The following is a 17558-nucleotide window of genomic DNA, read 5'->3' on the forward strand; positions in this document are numbered from 1 at the left end:
GCCACCCCGTTTTCGAACTTCCAACGCTGCGATACCGTCATGCCAAAACGAACCGATCTGCACAGCATCCTGATCATCGGCGCCGGCCCCATCGTCATCGGCCAGGCCTGCGAATTCGACTACTCCGGCGCCCAGGCCTGCAAGGCCCTGCGTGAAGAGGGCTACCGGGTGATCCTGGTGAACTCCAACCCGGCCACCATCATGACCGATCCGGTGATGGCGGATGCCACCTACATCGAGCCGATTACCCGCGAGGCGGTGGCGCGCATCATCGAGCGCGAGCGCCCGGACGCGCTGCTGCCGACCATGGGTGGGCAGACCGCGCTGAACTGCGCCCTCGAACTCGAGCGTCACGGGGTGCTGAAGCAGTTCGGCGTCGAGATGATCGGCGCCAATGCGCAGGCCATCGAGAAGGCCGAGGATCGCGACCTGTTCGACAAGGCGATGAAGAACATTGACCTGGAGTGCCCCCGGGCACGGGTGGCGCACGCCATGGAGGAGGCCTGGGAGATCCAGGCGGAGCTCGGCTTTCCCACCATCATCCGGCCCTCCTACACCATGGGCGGCTCCGGCGGCGGCGTGGCCTACAACAAGGAGGAGTTCAAGGAGATCTGCGAGCGCGGTTTCGATCTTTCCACCAATCACGAGCTGCTGATCGATGAATCGCTGCTGGGGTGGAAGGAGTACGAAATGGAGGTGGTGCGGGACAGGAACGACAACTGCATCATCGTCTGCGCGATCGAGAACTTCGATCCCATGGGCGTGCATACCGGGGATTCGATCACCGTGGCGCCGGCCCAGACGCTAACCGACAAGGAGTATCAGATCATGCGCGACGCCTCGCTGGCGGTGTTGCGCGAGATCGGCGTCGAAACCGGCGGCTCCAATGTCCAGTTCGGGATTCATCCCGATACCGGGCGCATGGTGGTCATCGAAATGAACCCGCGCGTGTCGCGCTCTTCCGCGCTGGCTTCCAAGGCGACCGGGTTCCCGATCGCCAAGGTCGCCGCCAAGCTGGCGGTCGGCTATACCCTCGACGAGCTGCAGAACGACATCACCGGCGGCGCCACGCCGGCCTCGTTCGAGCCGGCGCTGGACTATGTCGTCACCAAGATCCCGCGCTTCACCTTCGAGAAGTTCCCGCAGGCCAACGATCGGCTGACCACCCAGATGAAATCGGTGGGCGAGGTGATGGCGATCGGCCGTACCTTCCAGGAGTCGATGCAGAAGGCACTGCGCGGCCTGGAGATCGGTGCCGACGGCTTCAATCCGAAGCTGGCCCACTTCGATGGCGAGTTCATGGCACACCTGCAGGGCGAGCTGCAACGACCGGGTGCCGATCGTATCTTCTACATCGGTGACGCCTTCCGCGCCGGACTGACACTCGATGAAGTGTTCGGCTATACCAACATCGATCGCTGGTTTCTGATCCAGGTCCAGGAGCTGATCGAGATGGAAGCCGAGATCGGCCGCGGCAATCTGGCCGAGCTCGATGCGCGGCGGATGTTCCACTACAAGCGGCGTGGCTTCAGCGATGCGCGCATGGCGCAGCTGCTCGACGTCTCCGAGCACGATCTGCGCAATCATCGCCATGCGCTGAACATTCACCCCGTCTACAAGCGGGTGGATACCTGCGCTGCCGAGTTTCCGACCTCGACGGCCTACATGTACTCCACCTACGAGGAGGAGTGCGAGGCCGACCCCACCGATCGTCAGAAGATCATGGTGCTCGGCGGCGGGCCCAATCGCATCGGGCAGGGCATCGAGTTCGACTACTGCTGCGTGCATGCCGCGCTGGCGATGCGCGAGGATGGCTATGAGACCATCATGGTCAACTGCAATCCGGAAACCGTCTCCACCGATTATGACACCTCGGACCGACTCTACTTCGAGCCGGTCACGCTCGAGGATGTGCTGGAGATCGTGGCGAAGGAGCAGCCGACCGGCGTGATCGTCCAGTTCGGCGGGCAGACGCCGCTCAAGCTGGCGCGCGAGCTGGAAGCGGCCGGCGTGCCGATCATCGGCACCACGCCGGATGCCATCGATCGGGCCGAGGATCGCGAACGCTTTCAGCAGATGATCCACAAGCTGGGGCTGAAGCAGCCCGACAACGCCACTGCGCGCAGTTTCGAGGATGCCTTCGCCAAGGCCGAGAAGATCGGCTATCCGCTGGTGGTACGGCCGAGCTATGTGCTCGGTGGCCGGGCGATGGAGATCGTCTACACCGCCGACGAGCTCGAGAGCTACATGATCCATGCGGTGCGGGTCTCCAACGACAGCCCGGTGCTGCTCGATCACTTCCTCGACTCCGCCATCGAGGTGGACATCGACGCCGTCAGCGACGGTCGCGACGTGGTGATCGGCGGCATCATGCAGCATATCGAGCAGGCCGGGGTTCACTCCGGTGACAGCGCCTGCTCGCTGCCGCCCTACTCGCTGCCCGCCGAGGTGCAGGATCGCATGCGCGAGCAGGTCCGGCGCATGGCGCTGGAGCTCAATGTGGTGGGGCTGATGAACGTCCAGCTCGCCTGGCAGAACGATGAGATCTACGTGATCGAGGTCAATCCGCGCGCCTCGCGTACCGTTCCCTTTGTTTCCAAGTGCATCGGCCGGTCGCTGGCGCAGGTGGCGGCGCGCTGCATGGCCGGCAGCACGCTGGCCGAGCAGTCGTTCTCCCGCGAGCTCATTCCGGGATACTACAGCGTCAAGGAAGCCGTCTTCCCGTTCAACAAGTTCCCCGGCGTCGATCCCATCCTGACCCCGGAAATGAAGTCGACCGGCGAGGTCATGGGCAGTGGCGAAACCTTTGCCGAGGCCTTCTACAAGGCGCAGCTCGGCGCCGGCGAGGCCATTCCGCGGCTCGAAGGGGAGCGTTGCGCCTTTCTGTCGGTACGTGATCCCGACAAGGAGGCCGTTATCGAGGTGGCCCGCTCTCTGCTAACATTGGGCTTCACGCTGATTGCGACCCGGGGAACGGCCCGGGCCCTGAGTGCTGCCGGACTCCCGGTGGACCCGGTCAACAAGGTATTCGAGGGTCGCCCGCACATCGTCGACATGCTCAAGAACGATGAAGTGGCGTATATCGTCAATACCACCGAAGGCCGTCAGGCGATCAACGATTCATCCCTGATTCGTCGCACTGCACTGGCACGCAAGGTCCCCTATGCCACCACGCTGGCCGGGGCGCGCGCGGTATGCATGGCGCTCGAATATGGCAACGAGATTACAGTGCGCAGGCTTCAGGAGCTGCACGCAGGAGCAAGCACATCATGAACAAGGTCCCGATGACCGTCTATGGCGAACAGGCGCTCAGGGAAGAGCTCAATCGGCTCAAGAGCGAGGATCGGCCGCAGGTAATTGCGGCCATTGCGGAGGCGCGTGAACACGGTGATCTCAAGGAGAATGCCGAGTATCACGCGGCGCGCGAGCAGCAGGGCTTCATCGAGGGGCGCATTCAGGAGATCGAGTCCAAGCTCGCCTCGGCCCAGGTGATCGATGTGACCAAAATCGACAAGAACGGCAAGGTGATCTTCGGCACTACCGTGACGCTGATGAACCTGGATACCGATGAGGAGGTCCGCTATCGGATCGTCGGCGAGGACGAGGCCGATATCAAGGGCGGCAAGATCTCGGTGACCTCGCCCATCGCCCGTGCGCTGATCGGCAAGGAGGAGGGTGACGTGGTCAGTGTCTCCACCCCCGGCGGCGAGGTCGAGTACGAAATCAGCCTGGTCGAGCACCTCTGAGCATGACCATTGCCCGGACGCGGGATGTCCGGGCAATGGCCGTCATTGTTTCGCTGCATTGGTCAGCAGCGGATCACCCCTCCAGACTCGCCCGCGGGTCACTGCGAATGGCGTGCCACATTGGACAGCCGGGGATTGGCCCGCGGATTGTGGCGATAGAGCAGGGCGGTCTTGCCCAGCGTCTGGACGATTTCCGAGCGGGTCTGCTCGGCCAGTGCGTCGATGGCCGCAGCCCGTTCCCCGCGACCCTCCACGGCCAGGCTGAGCTTGACCAGCTCGTGATCGCTCAGGGCGCGCTCCAGTTCATTGATGACTCCCGCGGAAAGACCGTTGCCGGCAATCCGCACGATCGGATGCAGATGATGGCCGATACTGCGAAGGCTTTTTCTTTGTGCCGCTGACAGGCTCATGATATGTTGCAGACTCGATATCGCTGGATGTTAACCCTCCAGTTTACTTCAGTTCATGCCCTGCCCGCCAATCCGGTGACGGGTGCGTCCGACCCCGACTCCCGACAGGTGTTCTCGTGACTCGCTCGACAACCCGCAAAGGCCGCTCTTCCGGCTCCGGTCGCCAGCGCAACAGCTGGATGAAGGAGCACTTCAGTGATGCTCACGTTCAGCGCAGCTGGGCTGACGGCTATCGCTCCCGGGCCAGCTACAAGCTGCTTGCGATCGACCAGCACGATCAGCTGCTCAAGCCCGGCATGACCGTGGTGGATCTGGGTGCGGCACCGGGAGGCTGGAGTCAGGTGCTGGCCGAGCGCATCGGCGATCAGGGCATGGTCGTGGCCTCGGACATCCTGGAGATGGATCCGGTCCCCGGCGTTACCTTTCTTAAGGGTGACTTTACCGAGGAGGCGGTGCTGGGGGATATGCTGGCAGCACTGGACGGTCGCGCAGTGGATCTGATCGTCTCCGACATGGCGCCCAACATGAGCGGTCAGGCCGCCATCGATCAGCCCGGTGCCATGCATCTGGTGGAGCTGGCGCTCGATCTGGCCGAACGGATTCTGCGCCCGGGCGGAGATTTTCTGGCCAAGGTCTTTCAGGGGGAGGGGTTCGACGACTACCTTGGAGACATGCGCCGGCGCTTCGATCGGGTGATGACACGCAAGCCTGAAGCCTCCCGCGCCCGTTCACGGGAAGTCTACCTGCTGGGCCGGGGATTCAGGGGATGAACGAACGAGCATTGACTTGCTTTTGCCGGGGCCTGCCCCCATGCAGGGCTTATGCGGCCTGTACGGCAGGCAGATTCACGCAGTGAGGGTACTCCCTTGAACGACATGGCGAAGAACCTGATTCTCTGGTTGATCATCGCGGCAGTGCTGCTGACGGTGTTCAACAACTTCAGTGTCGATAATGCGCCGCAATCGATGAACTACTCCCAGTTTGTCCAGCAGGTGCAGAACGACAGGATCAACAAGGTCACCATCGACGGCTATACCATCCGCGGTGAGCGCAAGGACGGGTCCGATTTCCAGACCATCCGGCCCGCGACCGAGGATCCGAAGCTGATGGATGATCTGCTCGGTCACAACGTGACGGTCGAGGGCAAGAAGCCCGATGAGCCGAGCATCTGGTCACGGCTGCTGATCGCCAGCTTCCCGATCCTGATCATTCTGGCCATCTTCCTGTTCTTCATGCGGCAGATGCAGGGCGGCGGCTCCGGCAAGGGCGGCCCGATGAGCTTCGGCAAGTCCAAGGCCAAGCTGCTCTCGCACGAGAACATCAAGACCACCTTCAAGGACGTCGCCGGCTGCGACGAGGCCAAGGAGGAAGTCGAGGAGCTGGTCGACTACCTGCGCGATCCCGGCAAGTTCCAGCGTCTGGGCGGTCAGATTCCGCGCGGGGTGTTGATGGTGGGGCCGCCCGGTACCGGCAAGACCCTGCTGGCCAAGGCGATTGCCGGCGAAGCCAAGGTGCCCTTCTTTACCATTTCCGGTTCGGACTTCGTCGAGATGTTCGTCGGTGTGGGGGCCTCCCGCGTACGTGACATGTTCGAGCAGGCCAAGAAGCAGGCGCCCTGCATCATCTTCATTGACGAGATCGATGCCGTGGGCCGCTCGCGTGGCTCGGGCATGGGCGGCGGTCACGATGAGCGCGAACAGACACTCAACCAGCTGCTGGTCGAGATGGACGGTTTCGAAGCCAATGAAGGCATCATCGTGATCGCGGCCACCAACCGTCCCGACGTACTGGACCCGGCGCTGCTGCGCCCCGGTCGCTTCGATCGCCAGGTGACGGTGGGTCTGCCCGATATTCGCGGTCGCGAGCACATTCTCGGCGTGCATCTGCGCAAGGTGCCGCTGGCGGAAGACGTCAAGCCCGAGATGATTGCGCGTGGTACGCCCGGCTTCTCCGGTGCCGACCTGGCCAACGTGGTCAACGAGGCCGCGCTTTTCGCGGCGCGCAAGAACCGCCGGCTGGTGGGCATGAACGAGCTCGAGATGGCCAAGGACAAGATCATGATGGGCGCCGAGAAGCGCTCGATGGTCATGAACGAGAAGGAGAAGCGCAACACCGCCTATCACGAGTCGGGCCATGCCATCATCGGGCTGCTGATGCCCGAGCACGATCCGGTCTACAAGGTCACCATCATTCCGCGTGGCCGGGCGCTGGGTGTCACCATGTTCCTGCCCAACGAGGATCGCTACAGCTATACCCGCCAGCAGCTCATCTCGCAGATCTGCTCGCTGTTCGGCGGCCGGATTGCCGAAGAGATGACGCTGGGCCCCAACGGGGTAACCACGGGGGCTTCCAACGACATCAAGCGGGCGACCGAGCTGGCACACAACATGGTGGCCAAGTGGGGGCTCTCCGCCGAGATGGGCCCGCTGATGTATGACGAGGACGAGTCCCACCAGTTCCTTGGTGGCCCCGGTCAGGGCGGCGGCAAGTTCAGCTCGCCGGAAACCAGTACGCGGCTGGACAAGGAAGTGCGCCGCATCATCGATGAGTGCTATCAGCAGGCGCGCCAGATCCTCGAGGACAATCGCGACAAGCTCGACAGCATGGCCGAGGCGCTGGTGAAGTACGAGACCATCGACACCGACCAGATCCGCGACATCATGGAAGGGCGTGATCCCCGCCCGCCAAAGGACACCAATGATGATGATCCTGGTGGCGGTGCTCATGCCGACAGTACTGATGACGCCAGTACCGGCGAGGAAGAGGGTGAGGACGGCCGGCGTCGGCCCTCGGATCCGCTGGGGGGTACGGCAGGTCAGTAGATAACGCCGCTGCTGGCGAACACAGGAAGCCGCCCCCGGGCGGCTTCCTGTGTTCTGGGCCGGCTGCCGTTCGATGCCGATGGCCGGGCGGTTGGGTCAGTGATGCGGAGCCGGTATAGTGACCGATTCCCAGCGATAACCAGGAGCCGCGCCGGCCATGCTGTCGATCGACCTTGCAACGCCCCGGGTCATGGGCATTCTCAACGTGACCCCCGACTCCTTTTCGGATGGCGGGCGACATCAGGCGCCGGATGCGGCCCTGCGTCAGGCCGAGGCCATGCTGCGCGACGGTGCCACGCTGATCGATATTGGCGGTGAGTCCACGCGTCCGGGCGCCTCACCCGTCAGCCTGCAGGAGGAGCAGGACAGGGTGCTGCCGGTGCTCGAGCGTCTGGTTGACGAGCTTGGGGCGGCGGTTTCGGTGGATACCAGTGCCCCCGAGGTGATGCGTGAAGCATCGCGACGGGGCGCGGTAATGATCAATGATGTTCGTGCCCTGCGCCGCCCCGGCGCCTTGGCAGCGGCCGCCGAGAGCGAGCTGGCGATCTGTCTGATGCACATGGTCGGCGAGCCCGATACCATGCAGCAGCAGCCCCACTATGAGCTGCCCATCGAGCATGCCGTGCGCGATTTCCTCGCAGGGCGCGTTGACGCGTGCCTGCAGGCCGGCATCGCCCGGGAGCGTCTGGTGCTCGATCCGGGATTCGGGTTCGGCAAGACGCTTGCGCACAACCTGCGTCTGATGAATCGTCTAGAGTATCTGCAGGAACTGGAACGGCCGATGCTGGTGGGGATCTCCCGCAAGGGCATGATCGGCCGGGTTCTCGAACGTGATGTTACGGAACGCGTGCCGGGCGGGCTGGCGCTGACAGCGCTGGCCGTACGCGCTGGGGCACGAATCATTCGAACGCATGATGTGGCCCCGACAGTGGATGTGGTGCGCATGACGCGGGCCGTCATGCAGGAAGGCAGAGAGCAATGAGTCGACGATATTTCGGCACCGACGGTGTGCGCGGCACCGTGGGCACACCCCCGATTACCGCGGATTTCGTACTGCGGCTGGGCTGGGCCGCCGGCAGGGTACTGGCACGCCGCTATCCGCGACCGCGAGTGATCATCGGCAAGGATACCCGTATCTCGGGCTACATGTTCGAGTCCGCGCTGGAAGCCGGGTTCTCCGCGGCCGGTGTCGACGTGGCCCTGCTGGGGCCGATGCCGACGCCCGGCATTGCCTATCTGACCCGGACCTTCCGTGCCAGTGCCGGCGTGGTGATCAGTGCCTCGCACAACGCCCATCAGGATAACGGCATCAAGTTCTTTTCGGGAGAAGGCACCAAGTTCCCCGACGAGCTGGAAGCCGAGATCGAGGCGGAGCTCGATGGTCCGCTGGCGACGGTCGGGCCCGATCGGCTGGGCAAGGCGGTGCGCATCGATGATGCTGCCGGCCGCTATATCGAGTTCTGCAAGTCCAGCGTGCCCGGACGGTTCAGCCTGCACGGCATGAAGCTGGTGATCGATTGCGCCAACGGTGCTACCTACCATATTGCGCCCAGCGTGTTCCGCGAGCTGGGGGCGGATGTCACGCTGCTGGGCTCCACGCCCGACGGTCTCAACATCAATCAGCAGGTTGGCTCGACTTCGCCCGAGACCATGCAGGCCCGGGTGCTCGAAACCGGTGCCGATCTGGGTATCGCCTTCGATGGTGATGGCGACCGGGTCATCATGTGTGACGCCTCGGGCAGGCTGATCGACGGTGATGACATCCTCTACATGATTGCGCGTGACCGCCAGGCGCGCGGGGTGCTGGCCGGCGGCGTGGTTGGTACGCTGATGAGCAACTTCGGGCTGGCCGCGGCACTCGAGAAGCTCGGTATCCCCTTCGAGCGGGCCAAGGTGGGTGACCGACACGTGCTCGAGCGCATGGAGTCGCTGGGCTGGAGTCTGGGCGGAGAATCTTCGGGGCATATCGTCTGCGGCGATGCCCAGACCACGGGGGATGGCATCGTGTCGGCGCTGCAGGTGCTGGCGATCATGATCGTCGAAGACCGTTCCCTGGAGACCCTGATGGGAGGGTACGAGAAGGCGCCCCAGGCGCTGGTCAACGTGCGGCTCCGGGAGGGGGTCGACAAGGAGGCGCTGCTGGCTTCCGAGTCCGTCCGGATGGCGGTAACCCGGGTCGAGACCGAGCTGGGGGAGAATGGCAGGGTGCTGCTGCGACCCTCCGGCACCGAACCCCTGATTCGCGTCATGGTCGAGGGCCGGCCGCACCTGGATGTGCAGGGGCTGGCCGAAACCATCGCCGGCGAGATCGAAACCGGAATGGCCGGAGTCGACCACTGAAACGGCACCGGTTGTATTCACGCAGGGGCTCCATTACCATCGCCCCTCCGTGTTCATCGGTCCCCCACACCCTTCGATCGGCAGGCGGTCCGGCTGGCCGTTACCGTCTGCTCGCATGGAGCAAGCCATCATGCGCAAGCCTCTGATTGCGGGTAACTGGAAAATGAACGGTTCGCTGGCCCTGCTGGCGCGCTTTGATGAAGCGCTGGCCGACGGCGGGCCGGGTGACGGCGTGGATGTGGCGCTCATTACGCCCTTCCCCTACCTCGTGCCGGCACTGCAGACCTTTCGCGAGCGAGCGGTCGGTATTGGTGCGCAGACGCTCAATCCCGCTGCCGACGGCGCCCTGACCGGCGAGGTCAGCGGCGCCATGCTAAAGGATTGTGGCGTGCAGTATGTGCTGGCCGGCCACTCCGAGCGACGGACCCTGTTCGGTGAAAGCGACCGGGAGGTTCGCCAGCAGGTGGCGGCGGCCCTGCAGCACGAGCTGACGCCGATCCTGTGCGTGGGCGAGACGCTCGAACAGCGCGATGCCGATCGGGTCGAGGAAGTGGTGCTCAGCCAGGTGGCGGCCGTGCTCGATACCCTCGAGCCGGGCGAGCGTCAGCGGGTCATCATTGCCTATGAGCCGGTCTGGGCCATCGGTACCGGTCGCACGGCCACGCCCGAACAGGCGCAGGCCGTGCACGCCCTGATCCGGCAGCGGCTGGCGGAGTACGACAGTACGCTCGCCTCACGAATGCGGCTGCTCTACGGGGGCAGCATGAAGCCGGACAATGCGGCCGAGCTGCTGGCTCAGCCGGATATCGACGGCGGGCTCATCGGCGGGGCGTCACTCAAGCCCGACGATTTTCTCTCCATTTGTTACGCAGCAGGTTAAGTCAATGCATGTCGCTCTGATCCTGGTTCACCTCTTGCTGGCCGTGTCGCTGATTGCACTGGTCCTGATACAGCAGGGCAAGGGAGCCGAAGCCGGGGCCGCCTTTGGAGGTGGTGCTTCTCAAACGGTTTTCGGCTCGCAGGGGAGTACCAGTTTCCTGGCCAAGCTGACCGGCGTACTGGCGGCGCTGTTCTTTGCCACCTCGCTGGGGCTGGCATGGATCGTGGATCGTGGCGGTGACGAGGGCGGCGGCATGCCGGATGCCAGTGTCATCGAACAGCAGCAGAACAGCGTGCCCGATCTCGATCAGCAGGATGAGGCAGCGGCCGGAAGCAGCACCGCCACTCAGGGCGACAGTGATGACAATGCCTCGCTGTCGGCGCCGGAGTCCTCGTCGAGCGAGGCCGGCGGGCAGAATGAATCGGCTCCCGCTCTTGACTCCGCGCAGGACGATCAGCATAATGCTGCGCCAGCGGTGGAGAGCGGTGAAGACGGCTCTTCGTCGCAGTAACCATCGGGTTGCGCAGGGTGTGATTCAGCGATGCCCTGCATGTTTGATGCCGAAGTGGTGGAATTGGTAGACACGCTATCTTGAGGGGGTAGTGACCTCATGGTCGTGCGGGTTCAAGTCCCGCCTTCGGCACCATCGAACAGCAGCAGGAGGCCCGGTGGTAATCGGCTTGCCGATAGCTTGACCCAGCTGATGTTCAGGACTATAGTGTTGGCGCTATTTGATGCGGGGTGGAGCAGCCTGGTAGCTCGTCGGGCTCATAACCCGAAGGTCGTCGGTTCAAATCCGGCCCCCGCTACCACGCAAGCGTCGTGCTTTAGCGAAGAGTTTCCCGAAAGGCCCCTTCCGTCGAAGGGGCTTTTTGTTAGCGGTCCGCCTGGCGACGGGGCTGCTGACACAATGCCGGTCAGGCGCCTTTCCCTCGTCACACTCCCGGTCAGGTGCCTGTAGCAACTGCTGTAGGAGTCTTCGAACGTGGCAACCAGTGAAGCTGCGCTTACCGCGCTGATCGAGCCGGCCGTGACGGCCCTCGGGTTCGAGTTGTGGGGGATCGATTATAAATCCCAGGGGCGCCATTCGAAGCTGGTCGTCTACATCGATGGCGAAAACGGGGTTGGCGTTGATGACTGCGCCGATGTCAGTCGCCAGGTCAGTGCAGTGCTGGATGTCGAGGATCCCATCGGCAACCGTTACCAGCTGGAAGTTTCCTCCCCCGGTCTCGATCGCCCGTTGTTCACCCTGTCGCAGTTCTCCCGTTTTGCCGGTCATACCGTCTCCCTGCGCCTGCGTGAGCCCTTCAACGGGCAGCGTCGCTTCAAGGGGTTACTGGCCGGCATTGATGACGATGAAGTGCTGTTGCAGTTTGATGGTGACGAGTACGGTTTTCCCATTGAGACCATCGAGCAGGCCAGGATAGTGCCGGACTTCGATTCCTCGAGTGCTCGATGAAAAAGAACGACTTTTCTGGCGAGGCAGTGGCATGAACAAGGACATTTTGCTGGTCGTCGATGCGATCTCGAATGAGAAGGGGGTATCCCGGGAAGTCATCTTCGAGGCCGTCGAGTCGGCGCTGGCCAGCGCATCCCGCAAGCGTTTCGAAGGCAAGGAAGTGGATGTGCGGGTGCGCATTGACCGCGCCAGTGGCGATTATGAAACCTTCCGCCGCTGGACGGTGGTGCCCGATGAGGACTACACCACTTCCGCCAGTCAGATTCCCTGGTCGGCCGGTCAGGAGCGGGAGCCGCCGCTGGATCTTGGTGAAGTGGTCGAGGAACAGATCGAGTCGGCCGAATTCGGCCGCATTGCCGCCCAGACCGCCAAGCAGGTCATCGTTCAGAAGGTGCGCGAGGCCGAACGGGCCGAGATCGTGCGCCATTACAGCGAGCGTGAGGGCGAGCTGGTCGGTGGCACCGTCAAGAAGACCACCCGTGATGGCCTGGTAATCGACCTCGGCGAGAATGCCGAGGCCTTTCTGCCACGCGGCGAAATGATCCCGGGGGAGCGCTACCGGCTCAATGAGCGGGTGCGGGCACTGCTGTGGCGGGTTGATCCCGAGGCCCGCGGCTCGCAGCTGATCCTGTCACGCACCCGCCCGGAATTTCTGGTCGAGCTGTTCACCATCGAGGTCCCCGAGATCGCCGAGCAGCTGATCGAGATCAAGGGTGCCGCCCGTGATCCGGGGTCGCGGGCCAAGATTGCGGTCAAGACCAACGATCGGCGCATCGATCCGGTCGGGGCCTGTGTCGGCATGCGTGGCTCCCGTGTTCAGGCGGTATCGAACGAACTGCGCAACGAGCGGGTCGACATCATCCTCTGGGATGACAATCCCGCCCAGCTGGTCATCAATGCCATGGCACCGGCGGATGTCGCCTCGATCATGGTCGACGAGGACAGCCATACCATGGATGTCGCGGTCGGCGAGGACAATCTCGCCCAGGCGATCGGGCGCAGCGGTCAGAACGTGCGACTGGCCAGTGAACTGACGGGCTGGTCGCTCAATGTCATGACCGAGGAGGAAGCCCAGGGCAAGCGTGATCAGGAGCTCGACAGCTATGTCGAGTACTTCATTACACATCTGGGCGTCGATGAAGAGCTGGCCGGGGTACTGGTCGAGGAAGGCTTTACCTCCCTCGAGGAAATTGCCTACGTACCGCTCGAGGAAATGCTTGAAATCGACGCCTTCGATCAGGAAATGGTCGAGGAACTGCGGGCGCGGGCCAAGGACGAACTACTGAATCTGGCCATCGCTTCCGAAGAGGCACTTGCCGGCAGCGAGCCTGCCGAGGATCTGCTCAACATGGAGGGCATGGATCGCAATCTGGCCTTCCAGCTGGCCAGTCGCGGCATTGTCTCCATGGAAGATCTGGCCGAACAGTCCGTCGATGATCTGCATGACATCGAGGGAATGGATGAAACGCGTGCGGCGGCGCTGATCATGACGGCCCGTGCACCCTGGTTCGAGGGACAGTCCTGAATATGACGAATATCGAATCGGGATACGGGTTGAGGAGGTCATAATGGCAGAGTTAACAGTCAAGGAATTTGCCGGCAAGGTGGGACGTGACGTCAACCGCCTGCTGGAACAGATGGGTGAAGCGGGTCTGCCGCACAAGGCCGAGGATGACACCGTCTCCGAAGAGGACAAGCAGCGGCTGCTCGACCATCTCACGCGCAACCATGGTGGCGAGAACACGCGTGGTGCGCGCAATCGCATTACCCTGACGCGCAAGACGCGCAGCAGGATTCGCTCCGGCGACGGGCGCAACAAGTCCATCGAGGTGCAGGTGCGCAAGAAGCGTACCTACGTCAAGCGCAGCGAGATCGAAGGCGGTGAAGGCCAGCCGTCGGACGAGGCGGAATCCGAGGCGGCCGAGGCCCGGGAGGCCACCGAAGCGCCGGCAGCAGAAGCGCAGGGCGCACCGGCGGATACCGGCGAGACGGCTCAGGCGGCGACCGAGCCCGCTGATACCCAGGCCGAGGCGCCCAATACGGTCTCCGACAAGGCTGCGCCGGTCGAGCCGGTCGCCGAGGAAGAGATGCCCGCAGCGCAGGCCGGTGAAGCCGAGCCTGCCGTGGAGGCGCCGCCGAAGGAGCAGCGTACCGACAATCGTCGCGGCAGCCGTCGCAACGAGAACAAGTCGTCTTCCGGGCGGCGTGACCAGCGCCGTGACGAGGACGACGAGCGCAGCGAACGCAACGAGCGCAAGCGCGGCGGCAAGAAGGTCAAGCGTGCCGAACAGCGTCGTCGCGGCGGTCGTGGTGGCCGTGGCGGTGACAATCAGCACGGCTTCCAGAAACCGGCCCAGAACATCGTGCGCGATGTGGCGATCCCCGAGTCGATCAGCGTGGCTGATCTCGCCGACAAGATGGCAATCAAGGCCAACGAGGTCATCAAGGCGATGTTCAAGATGGGCGCCGCGGTGACCATCAATCAGACCATCGACCAGGATACCGCTGCCATCGTGGTCGAGGAGATGGGGCACCGGCCGCAGCTGGTGAAGGAGGATGCGGTCGAGGAGGAAGTGCTCGAGGGTCTCTCCTACGAGGGTGACGAGATCACCCGAGCCCCCGTGGTCACGGTGATGGGTCACGTCGATCACGGCAAGACCTCGCTGCTGGACTTCATTCGCCGCACCAAGGTGGCTACCGGTGAAGCCGGCGGTATCACCCAGCACATCGGGGCCTATCACGTCGAACAGGACAACGGCGACGTCACCTTCCTGGATACCCCCGGCCACGCGGCCTTTACCGCCATGCGTGCCCGCGGTGCCCAGGCGACCGACGTGGTCATCCTGGTGGTGGCGGCCGATGATGGCGTGATGCCGCAGACCATCGAGGCCATCGAGCACGCCAGGGCCGCCGAGGTGCCGCTGGTGGTTGCGGTCAACAAGATCGACAAGGAAGGTGCCGATCTCGATCGGATTCGCAACGAGCTCTCCCAGCATGGCGTGATTTCCGAAGCCTGGGGCGGGGATACCCAGTTCGTTTCGGTTTCCGCCAAGACCGGTGAAGGGATCGATGCCCTGCTCGAGGCGGTGCTGCTGGTCTCCGAGGTGCTCGAACTCAAGGCGGTGCCGGAAGCACCGGCCAAGGGCGTGGTCGTCGAGTCGCGTCTCGAGCGCGGGCGCGGGCCGGTCTCGACCGTGCTGGTTCAGAACGGCACCCTGAAGAAGGGCGACGTGGTACTGGCCGGGCTGCATCACGGCCGGGTTCGTGCCCTGGTCAATGAGCTCGGCCAGCAGGTGGACAGTGCCGGACCGTCGATGCCGGTCGAGGTGCTGGGCCTGGGCGGCACGCCGGAAGCCGGTGACGAGTTCATGGCCGTGGTCGACGAGCGCAAGGCCCGCGAAGTGGCCAACTTCCGTCAGGGCAAGTACCGCGAAGTCCGTCTGGCACGCCAGCAGAAGGCCAAGCTGGAAAACATGTTCAGCCAGATGGGTCAGGAAGAGACGGCGACCGTCAATATCGTCCTCAAGGCCGATGTGCAGGGCTCGCTGGAAGCCATCCGCGGCGCGCTGGAAGAGCTGTCCACAGATGAGGTCAAGGTGGCGGTGGTGTCCTCCGGAGTGGGCGGTATCACCGAAACCGATACCAACCTTGCGGTCGCCTCGAATGCCATCATCATCGGCTTCAACGTGCGCGCCGATGCGACCTCGCGCGAGATCGTCGAGCGGGAAGGGCTGGATCTGCGCTATTACAGCGTGATCTATCACCTGATCGACGAGGTCAAGCAGGCGATGAGCGGCATGCTCGCACCCGACTGGAAGGAAGAGATCGTCGGCGTGGCCGAGGTCCGCGAAGTCTTCCGGGCACCGAAGATCGGCGCCGTGGCCGGCTGCATGGTCACCGAGGGCCACATGCATCGCAACAAGCGCATTCGTGTGCTGCGCGAGAACGTGGTCATCTACGAGGGCGAGCTGGAATCGCTGCGCCGCTACAAGGATGATGTCAACGAGGTCCGCAGCGGCGTGGAGTGCGGTATCGGCGTGCGCAACTACAACGATGTCCAGGTCGGGGACAAGATCGAGGTCTTCGATCAGGTCCAGGTCGAGCGGACACTGTAATGCGCGAGTTCAGCCGTACCGATCGGGTGGCCGAGCAACTGGCCCATGAACTGGCGTTGCTGATCCAGCGGGAGGTCAAGGACCCCCGGCTGGGGATGGTGACCGTCGGTTCGGCCCGGGTCAGCCGCGATCTCTCCTACGCCGATGTCTACATCACGCTCATGGGCGAGAACAGCGACGAGCGGGTGCGGGACAACCTGGCGGTGCTGGAAGGCGCCGCCGGTTTCCTGCGCCACCGGCTCGGCCAGCAGCTTAAGCTGCGGCACGTTCCTCAGCTGCGTTTTCATTACGATGATTCGGTCGAGCGCGGCCATGCCCTGTCCTCCCTGATCGACGAGGCCGTCGCCGATGGCCGGCGTCGGCGCGATGAGGACGAGGACGCCGCCGATCCCGATCGTGACAGCCACGGGGAGCGCTGATGGCCAGGCGGCGCCGCGGTCGGCCGCTCAGCGGCGTGCTGCTGTTCGACAAGCCCGCCGGCATGACGTCCAACCACGCCCTGCAGCGGGTGCGGCGGCTGTTCAACGCACAAAAGGCCGGGCATACCGGGACGCTGGATCCCATGGCAACGGGGCTGTTGCCGATCTGCTTTGGCGAGGCCACCAAGTTCACGGCCTGGCTGCTCGATGCCGACAAGCGTTACACCGCCGGTGTGGCGCTGGGGACCACCACCGATACCGGTGACCGCGAAGGGGCGGTGCTGGCCCGTGCGCCGGTGCCGGCGCTGGATGAGGCGGCGCTTGGTGATACGCTGTCGCGATTTACCGGCGAACAGTGGCAGCTGCCGCCGATGTATTCGGCGCTCAAGCATCAGGGGCGGCCGCTCTACGAGTACGCCCGCGAGGGTGTGGAAATCGAGCGTGCACGACGGCAGGTGAGCATTTATCATGTCGGCCTGCTGGCGCGCCGTGAGCTGGGCTTCGAGCTCGATGTCCGGGTCAGCAAGGGCACCTATGTGCGCACCCTGATCGAGGATATCGGGGCAGCGATCGGCTGTGGCGCCCATCTCGACGCCCTGCGTCGGCTGGCTACCGGACCGTTCGATGAGCGCCAGCCGATGGTGACGCTCGACGCACTGGAAGTGATGAGCGAGGCCGAACGCGATGCCCGGCTGCTGCCGAGCGAGTCGCTGGTGGCCCATCTGCCGGTGCTGGAGGCTGATCCGGCCGGTTGCCGGCGGCTGCGCAACGGCCAGACGATCAGGCTGCCAACCGGTGAGCTGGTGGTAGGGTCACTGGCGCAGCTGTTTGGCACACCGGACGACGCTTCAGGGCGTACCTTTCTGGGGCTGGTCCGGGTTACCGAGGCGGGGCAGTGCGCCCCTCAGCGGCTGGTCGCAACCGCGGCCGGCCAAACGGGCGAATGAATTTCGCCCGCCATGTTTCGCCTGCGGGCGTTCATGACGTGGGGACTGCAAATATGCGCGGTCCCCGGCATTCAATTTTCAGGCATATTGACTGGAGCACATCATGGCACTGACTGCACAGCGCAAGGCCGAAATCGTCCGCGAATTCGGCAGCGATGAGAAGGATACCGGTTCGCCGGAGGTTCAGATTGCACTGCTGACCGAAAACATCGTCGGTCTGCAGGGGCACTTCCAGGATCACAAGCAGGATCACCACTCCCGCCGTGGCCTGATCCGCATGGTCAACCAGCGCCGCAAGCTGCTGGACTACCTGCATCGCAAGAACTTCGAGCGCTATCAGCAGATCATCGCTCGCCTCGGACTGCGTCGCTGAGCACGCTGCATCCGAATGGTTGCCGAGACAGGCGGCTCCCGGTGGGG

General features: G+C 63.8%; 15 protein-coding genes and 2 tRNA genes. 16 read left to right on the plus strand and 1 reads right to left on the minus strand.

Annotation, left to right across the window (positions count from 1 at the left end):
* Positions 1 to 39 precede the first annotated feature (39 nt).
* Together carB and greA are read left to right on the plus strand one after the other, a co-directional pair.
* Positions 40 to 3273: a carbamoyl-phosphate synthase large subunit gene (gene carB, locus C7446_RS15640; protein WP_121174051.1), complete on the plus strand. Its 3234-nt coding sequence runs from the start codon at positions 40 to 42 to the stop codon at positions 3271 to 3273.
* Positions 3270 to 3746, plus strand: a complete 477-nt coding sequence (gene greA, locus C7446_RS15645) for a transcription elongation factor GreA (protein ID WP_121174052.1) — start codon at positions 3270 to 3272, stop codon at positions 3744 to 3746. The genes carB and greA overlap by 4 nt, the downstream gene beginning before the upstream one ends.
* Positions 3747 to 3844: 98 nt before the next feature.
* Here the strand turns inward: greA and C7446_RS15650 are convergent, their stop codons facing one another.
* On the minus strand, positions 3845 to 4156 hold the full coding sequence (locus tag C7446_RS15650; RefSeq protein WP_121174053.1) for a YhbY family RNA-binding protein: 312 nt from the start codon (positions 4154 to 4156) through the stop codon (positions 3845 to 3847).
* A 116-nt stretch (positions 4157 to 4272) separates the two neighbouring features.
* Here C7446_RS15650 and rlmE point away from each other — a divergent pair, with 116 nt between their 5' ends.
* The 14 genes from rlmE to rpsO all read left to right on the plus strand — a co-directional run bounded on the left by rlmE (position 4273) and on the right by rpsO (position 17511).
* Entirely contained in the window at positions 4273 to 4926 is a 654-nt protein-coding gene (gene rlmE / locus C7446_RS15655; RefSeq protein ID WP_281272361.1) for a 23S rRNA (uridine(2552)-2'-O)-methyltransferase RlmE, read from the plus strand.
* Positions 4927 to 5022: 96 nt separating this feature from the next.
* Entirely contained in the window at positions 5023 to 6978 is a 1956-nt protein-coding gene (gene ftsH / locus C7446_RS15660) for an ATP-dependent zinc metalloprotease FtsH (protein WP_121174055.1), read from the plus strand.
* Between the two features lie 157 nt (positions 6979 to 7135).
* Positions 7136 to 7960 (plus strand): dihydropteroate synthase, encoded by an 825-nt coding sequence (gene folP / locus C7446_RS15665; RefSeq protein ID WP_245977877.1) that lies wholly within the window; start codon positions 7136 to 7138, stop codon positions 7958 to 7960.
* Positions 7957 to 9318, plus strand: coding sequence for a phosphoglucosamine mutase (gene glmM, locus C7446_RS15670; protein WP_121174056.1), 1362 nt, complete (start codon positions 7957 to 7959; stop codon positions 9316 to 9318). The genes folP and glmM overlap by 4 nt, the downstream gene beginning before the upstream one ends.
* Before the next feature lie 130 nt (positions 9319 to 9448).
* Complete coding sequence (tpiA, locus tag C7446_RS15675) at positions 9449 to 10198, plus strand: triose-phosphate isomerase (protein WP_121174057.1); 750 nt, start codon at positions 9449 to 9451, stop codon at positions 10196 to 10198.
* 4 nt (positions 10199 to 10202) lie between these two features.
* Positions 10203 to 10709: a preprotein translocase subunit SecG gene (gene secG / locus C7446_RS15680; RefSeq protein WP_121174058.1), complete on the plus strand. Its 507-nt coding sequence runs from the start codon at positions 10203 to 10205 to the stop codon at positions 10707 to 10709.
* 48 nt (positions 10710 to 10757) lie between these two features.
* Positions 10758 to 10844 (plus strand) — tRNA-Leu (locus tag C7446_RS15685).
* An 89-nt stretch (positions 10845 to 10933) separates the two neighbouring features.
* A tRNA-Met gene (locus C7446_RS15690) sits at positions 10934 to 11010 on the plus strand.
* 173 nt (positions 11011 to 11183) lie between these two features.
* Positions 11184 to 11657, plus strand: a complete 474-nt coding sequence (gene rimP / locus C7446_RS15695; RefSeq protein WP_121174059.1) for a ribosome maturation factor RimP — start codon at positions 11184 to 11186, stop codon at positions 11655 to 11657.
* Positions 11658 to 11688: 31 nt separating this feature from the next.
* Complete coding sequence (gene nusA, locus C7446_RS15700) at positions 11689 to 13182, plus strand: transcription termination factor NusA (RefSeq protein WP_121174060.1); 1494 nt, start codon at positions 11689 to 11691, stop codon at positions 13180 to 13182.
* Between the two features lie 43 nt (positions 13183 to 13225).
* Positions 13226 to 15772: a translation initiation factor IF-2 gene (gene infB / locus C7446_RS15705; protein ID WP_121174061.1), complete on the plus strand. Its 2547-nt coding sequence runs from the start codon at positions 13226 to 13228 to the stop codon at positions 15770 to 15772.
* Positions 15772 to 16191 carry a 30S ribosome-binding factor RbfA gene (gene rbfA, locus C7446_RS15710; RefSeq protein WP_121174062.1) on the plus strand — a complete coding sequence of 140 codons (420 nt, stop codon included), beginning with the start codon at positions 15772 to 15774 and terminating at the stop codon, positions 16189 to 16191. Before infB ends, rbfA begins: the two co-directional genes overlap by 1 nt.
* Positions 16191 to 17138: a tRNA pseudouridine(55) synthase TruB gene (gene truB / locus C7446_RS15715; protein WP_121174063.1), complete on the plus strand. Its 948-nt coding sequence runs from the start codon at positions 16191 to 16193 to the stop codon at positions 17136 to 17138. The genes rbfA and truB overlap by 1 nt, the downstream gene beginning before the upstream one ends.
* A 103-nt stretch (positions 17139 to 17241) precedes the next feature.
* Positions 17242 to 17511, plus strand: coding sequence for a 30S ribosomal protein S15 (gene rpsO / locus C7446_RS15720; protein WP_121174064.1), 270 nt, complete (start codon positions 17242 to 17244; stop codon positions 17509 to 17511).
* Positions 17512 to 17558 lie beyond the last annotated feature (47 nt).

The organism is Kushneria sinocarnis (assembly GCF_003633775.1).
Lineage (GTDB): Bacteria > Pseudomonadota > Gammaproteobacteria > Pseudomonadales > Halomonadaceae > Kushneria > Kushneria sinocarnis.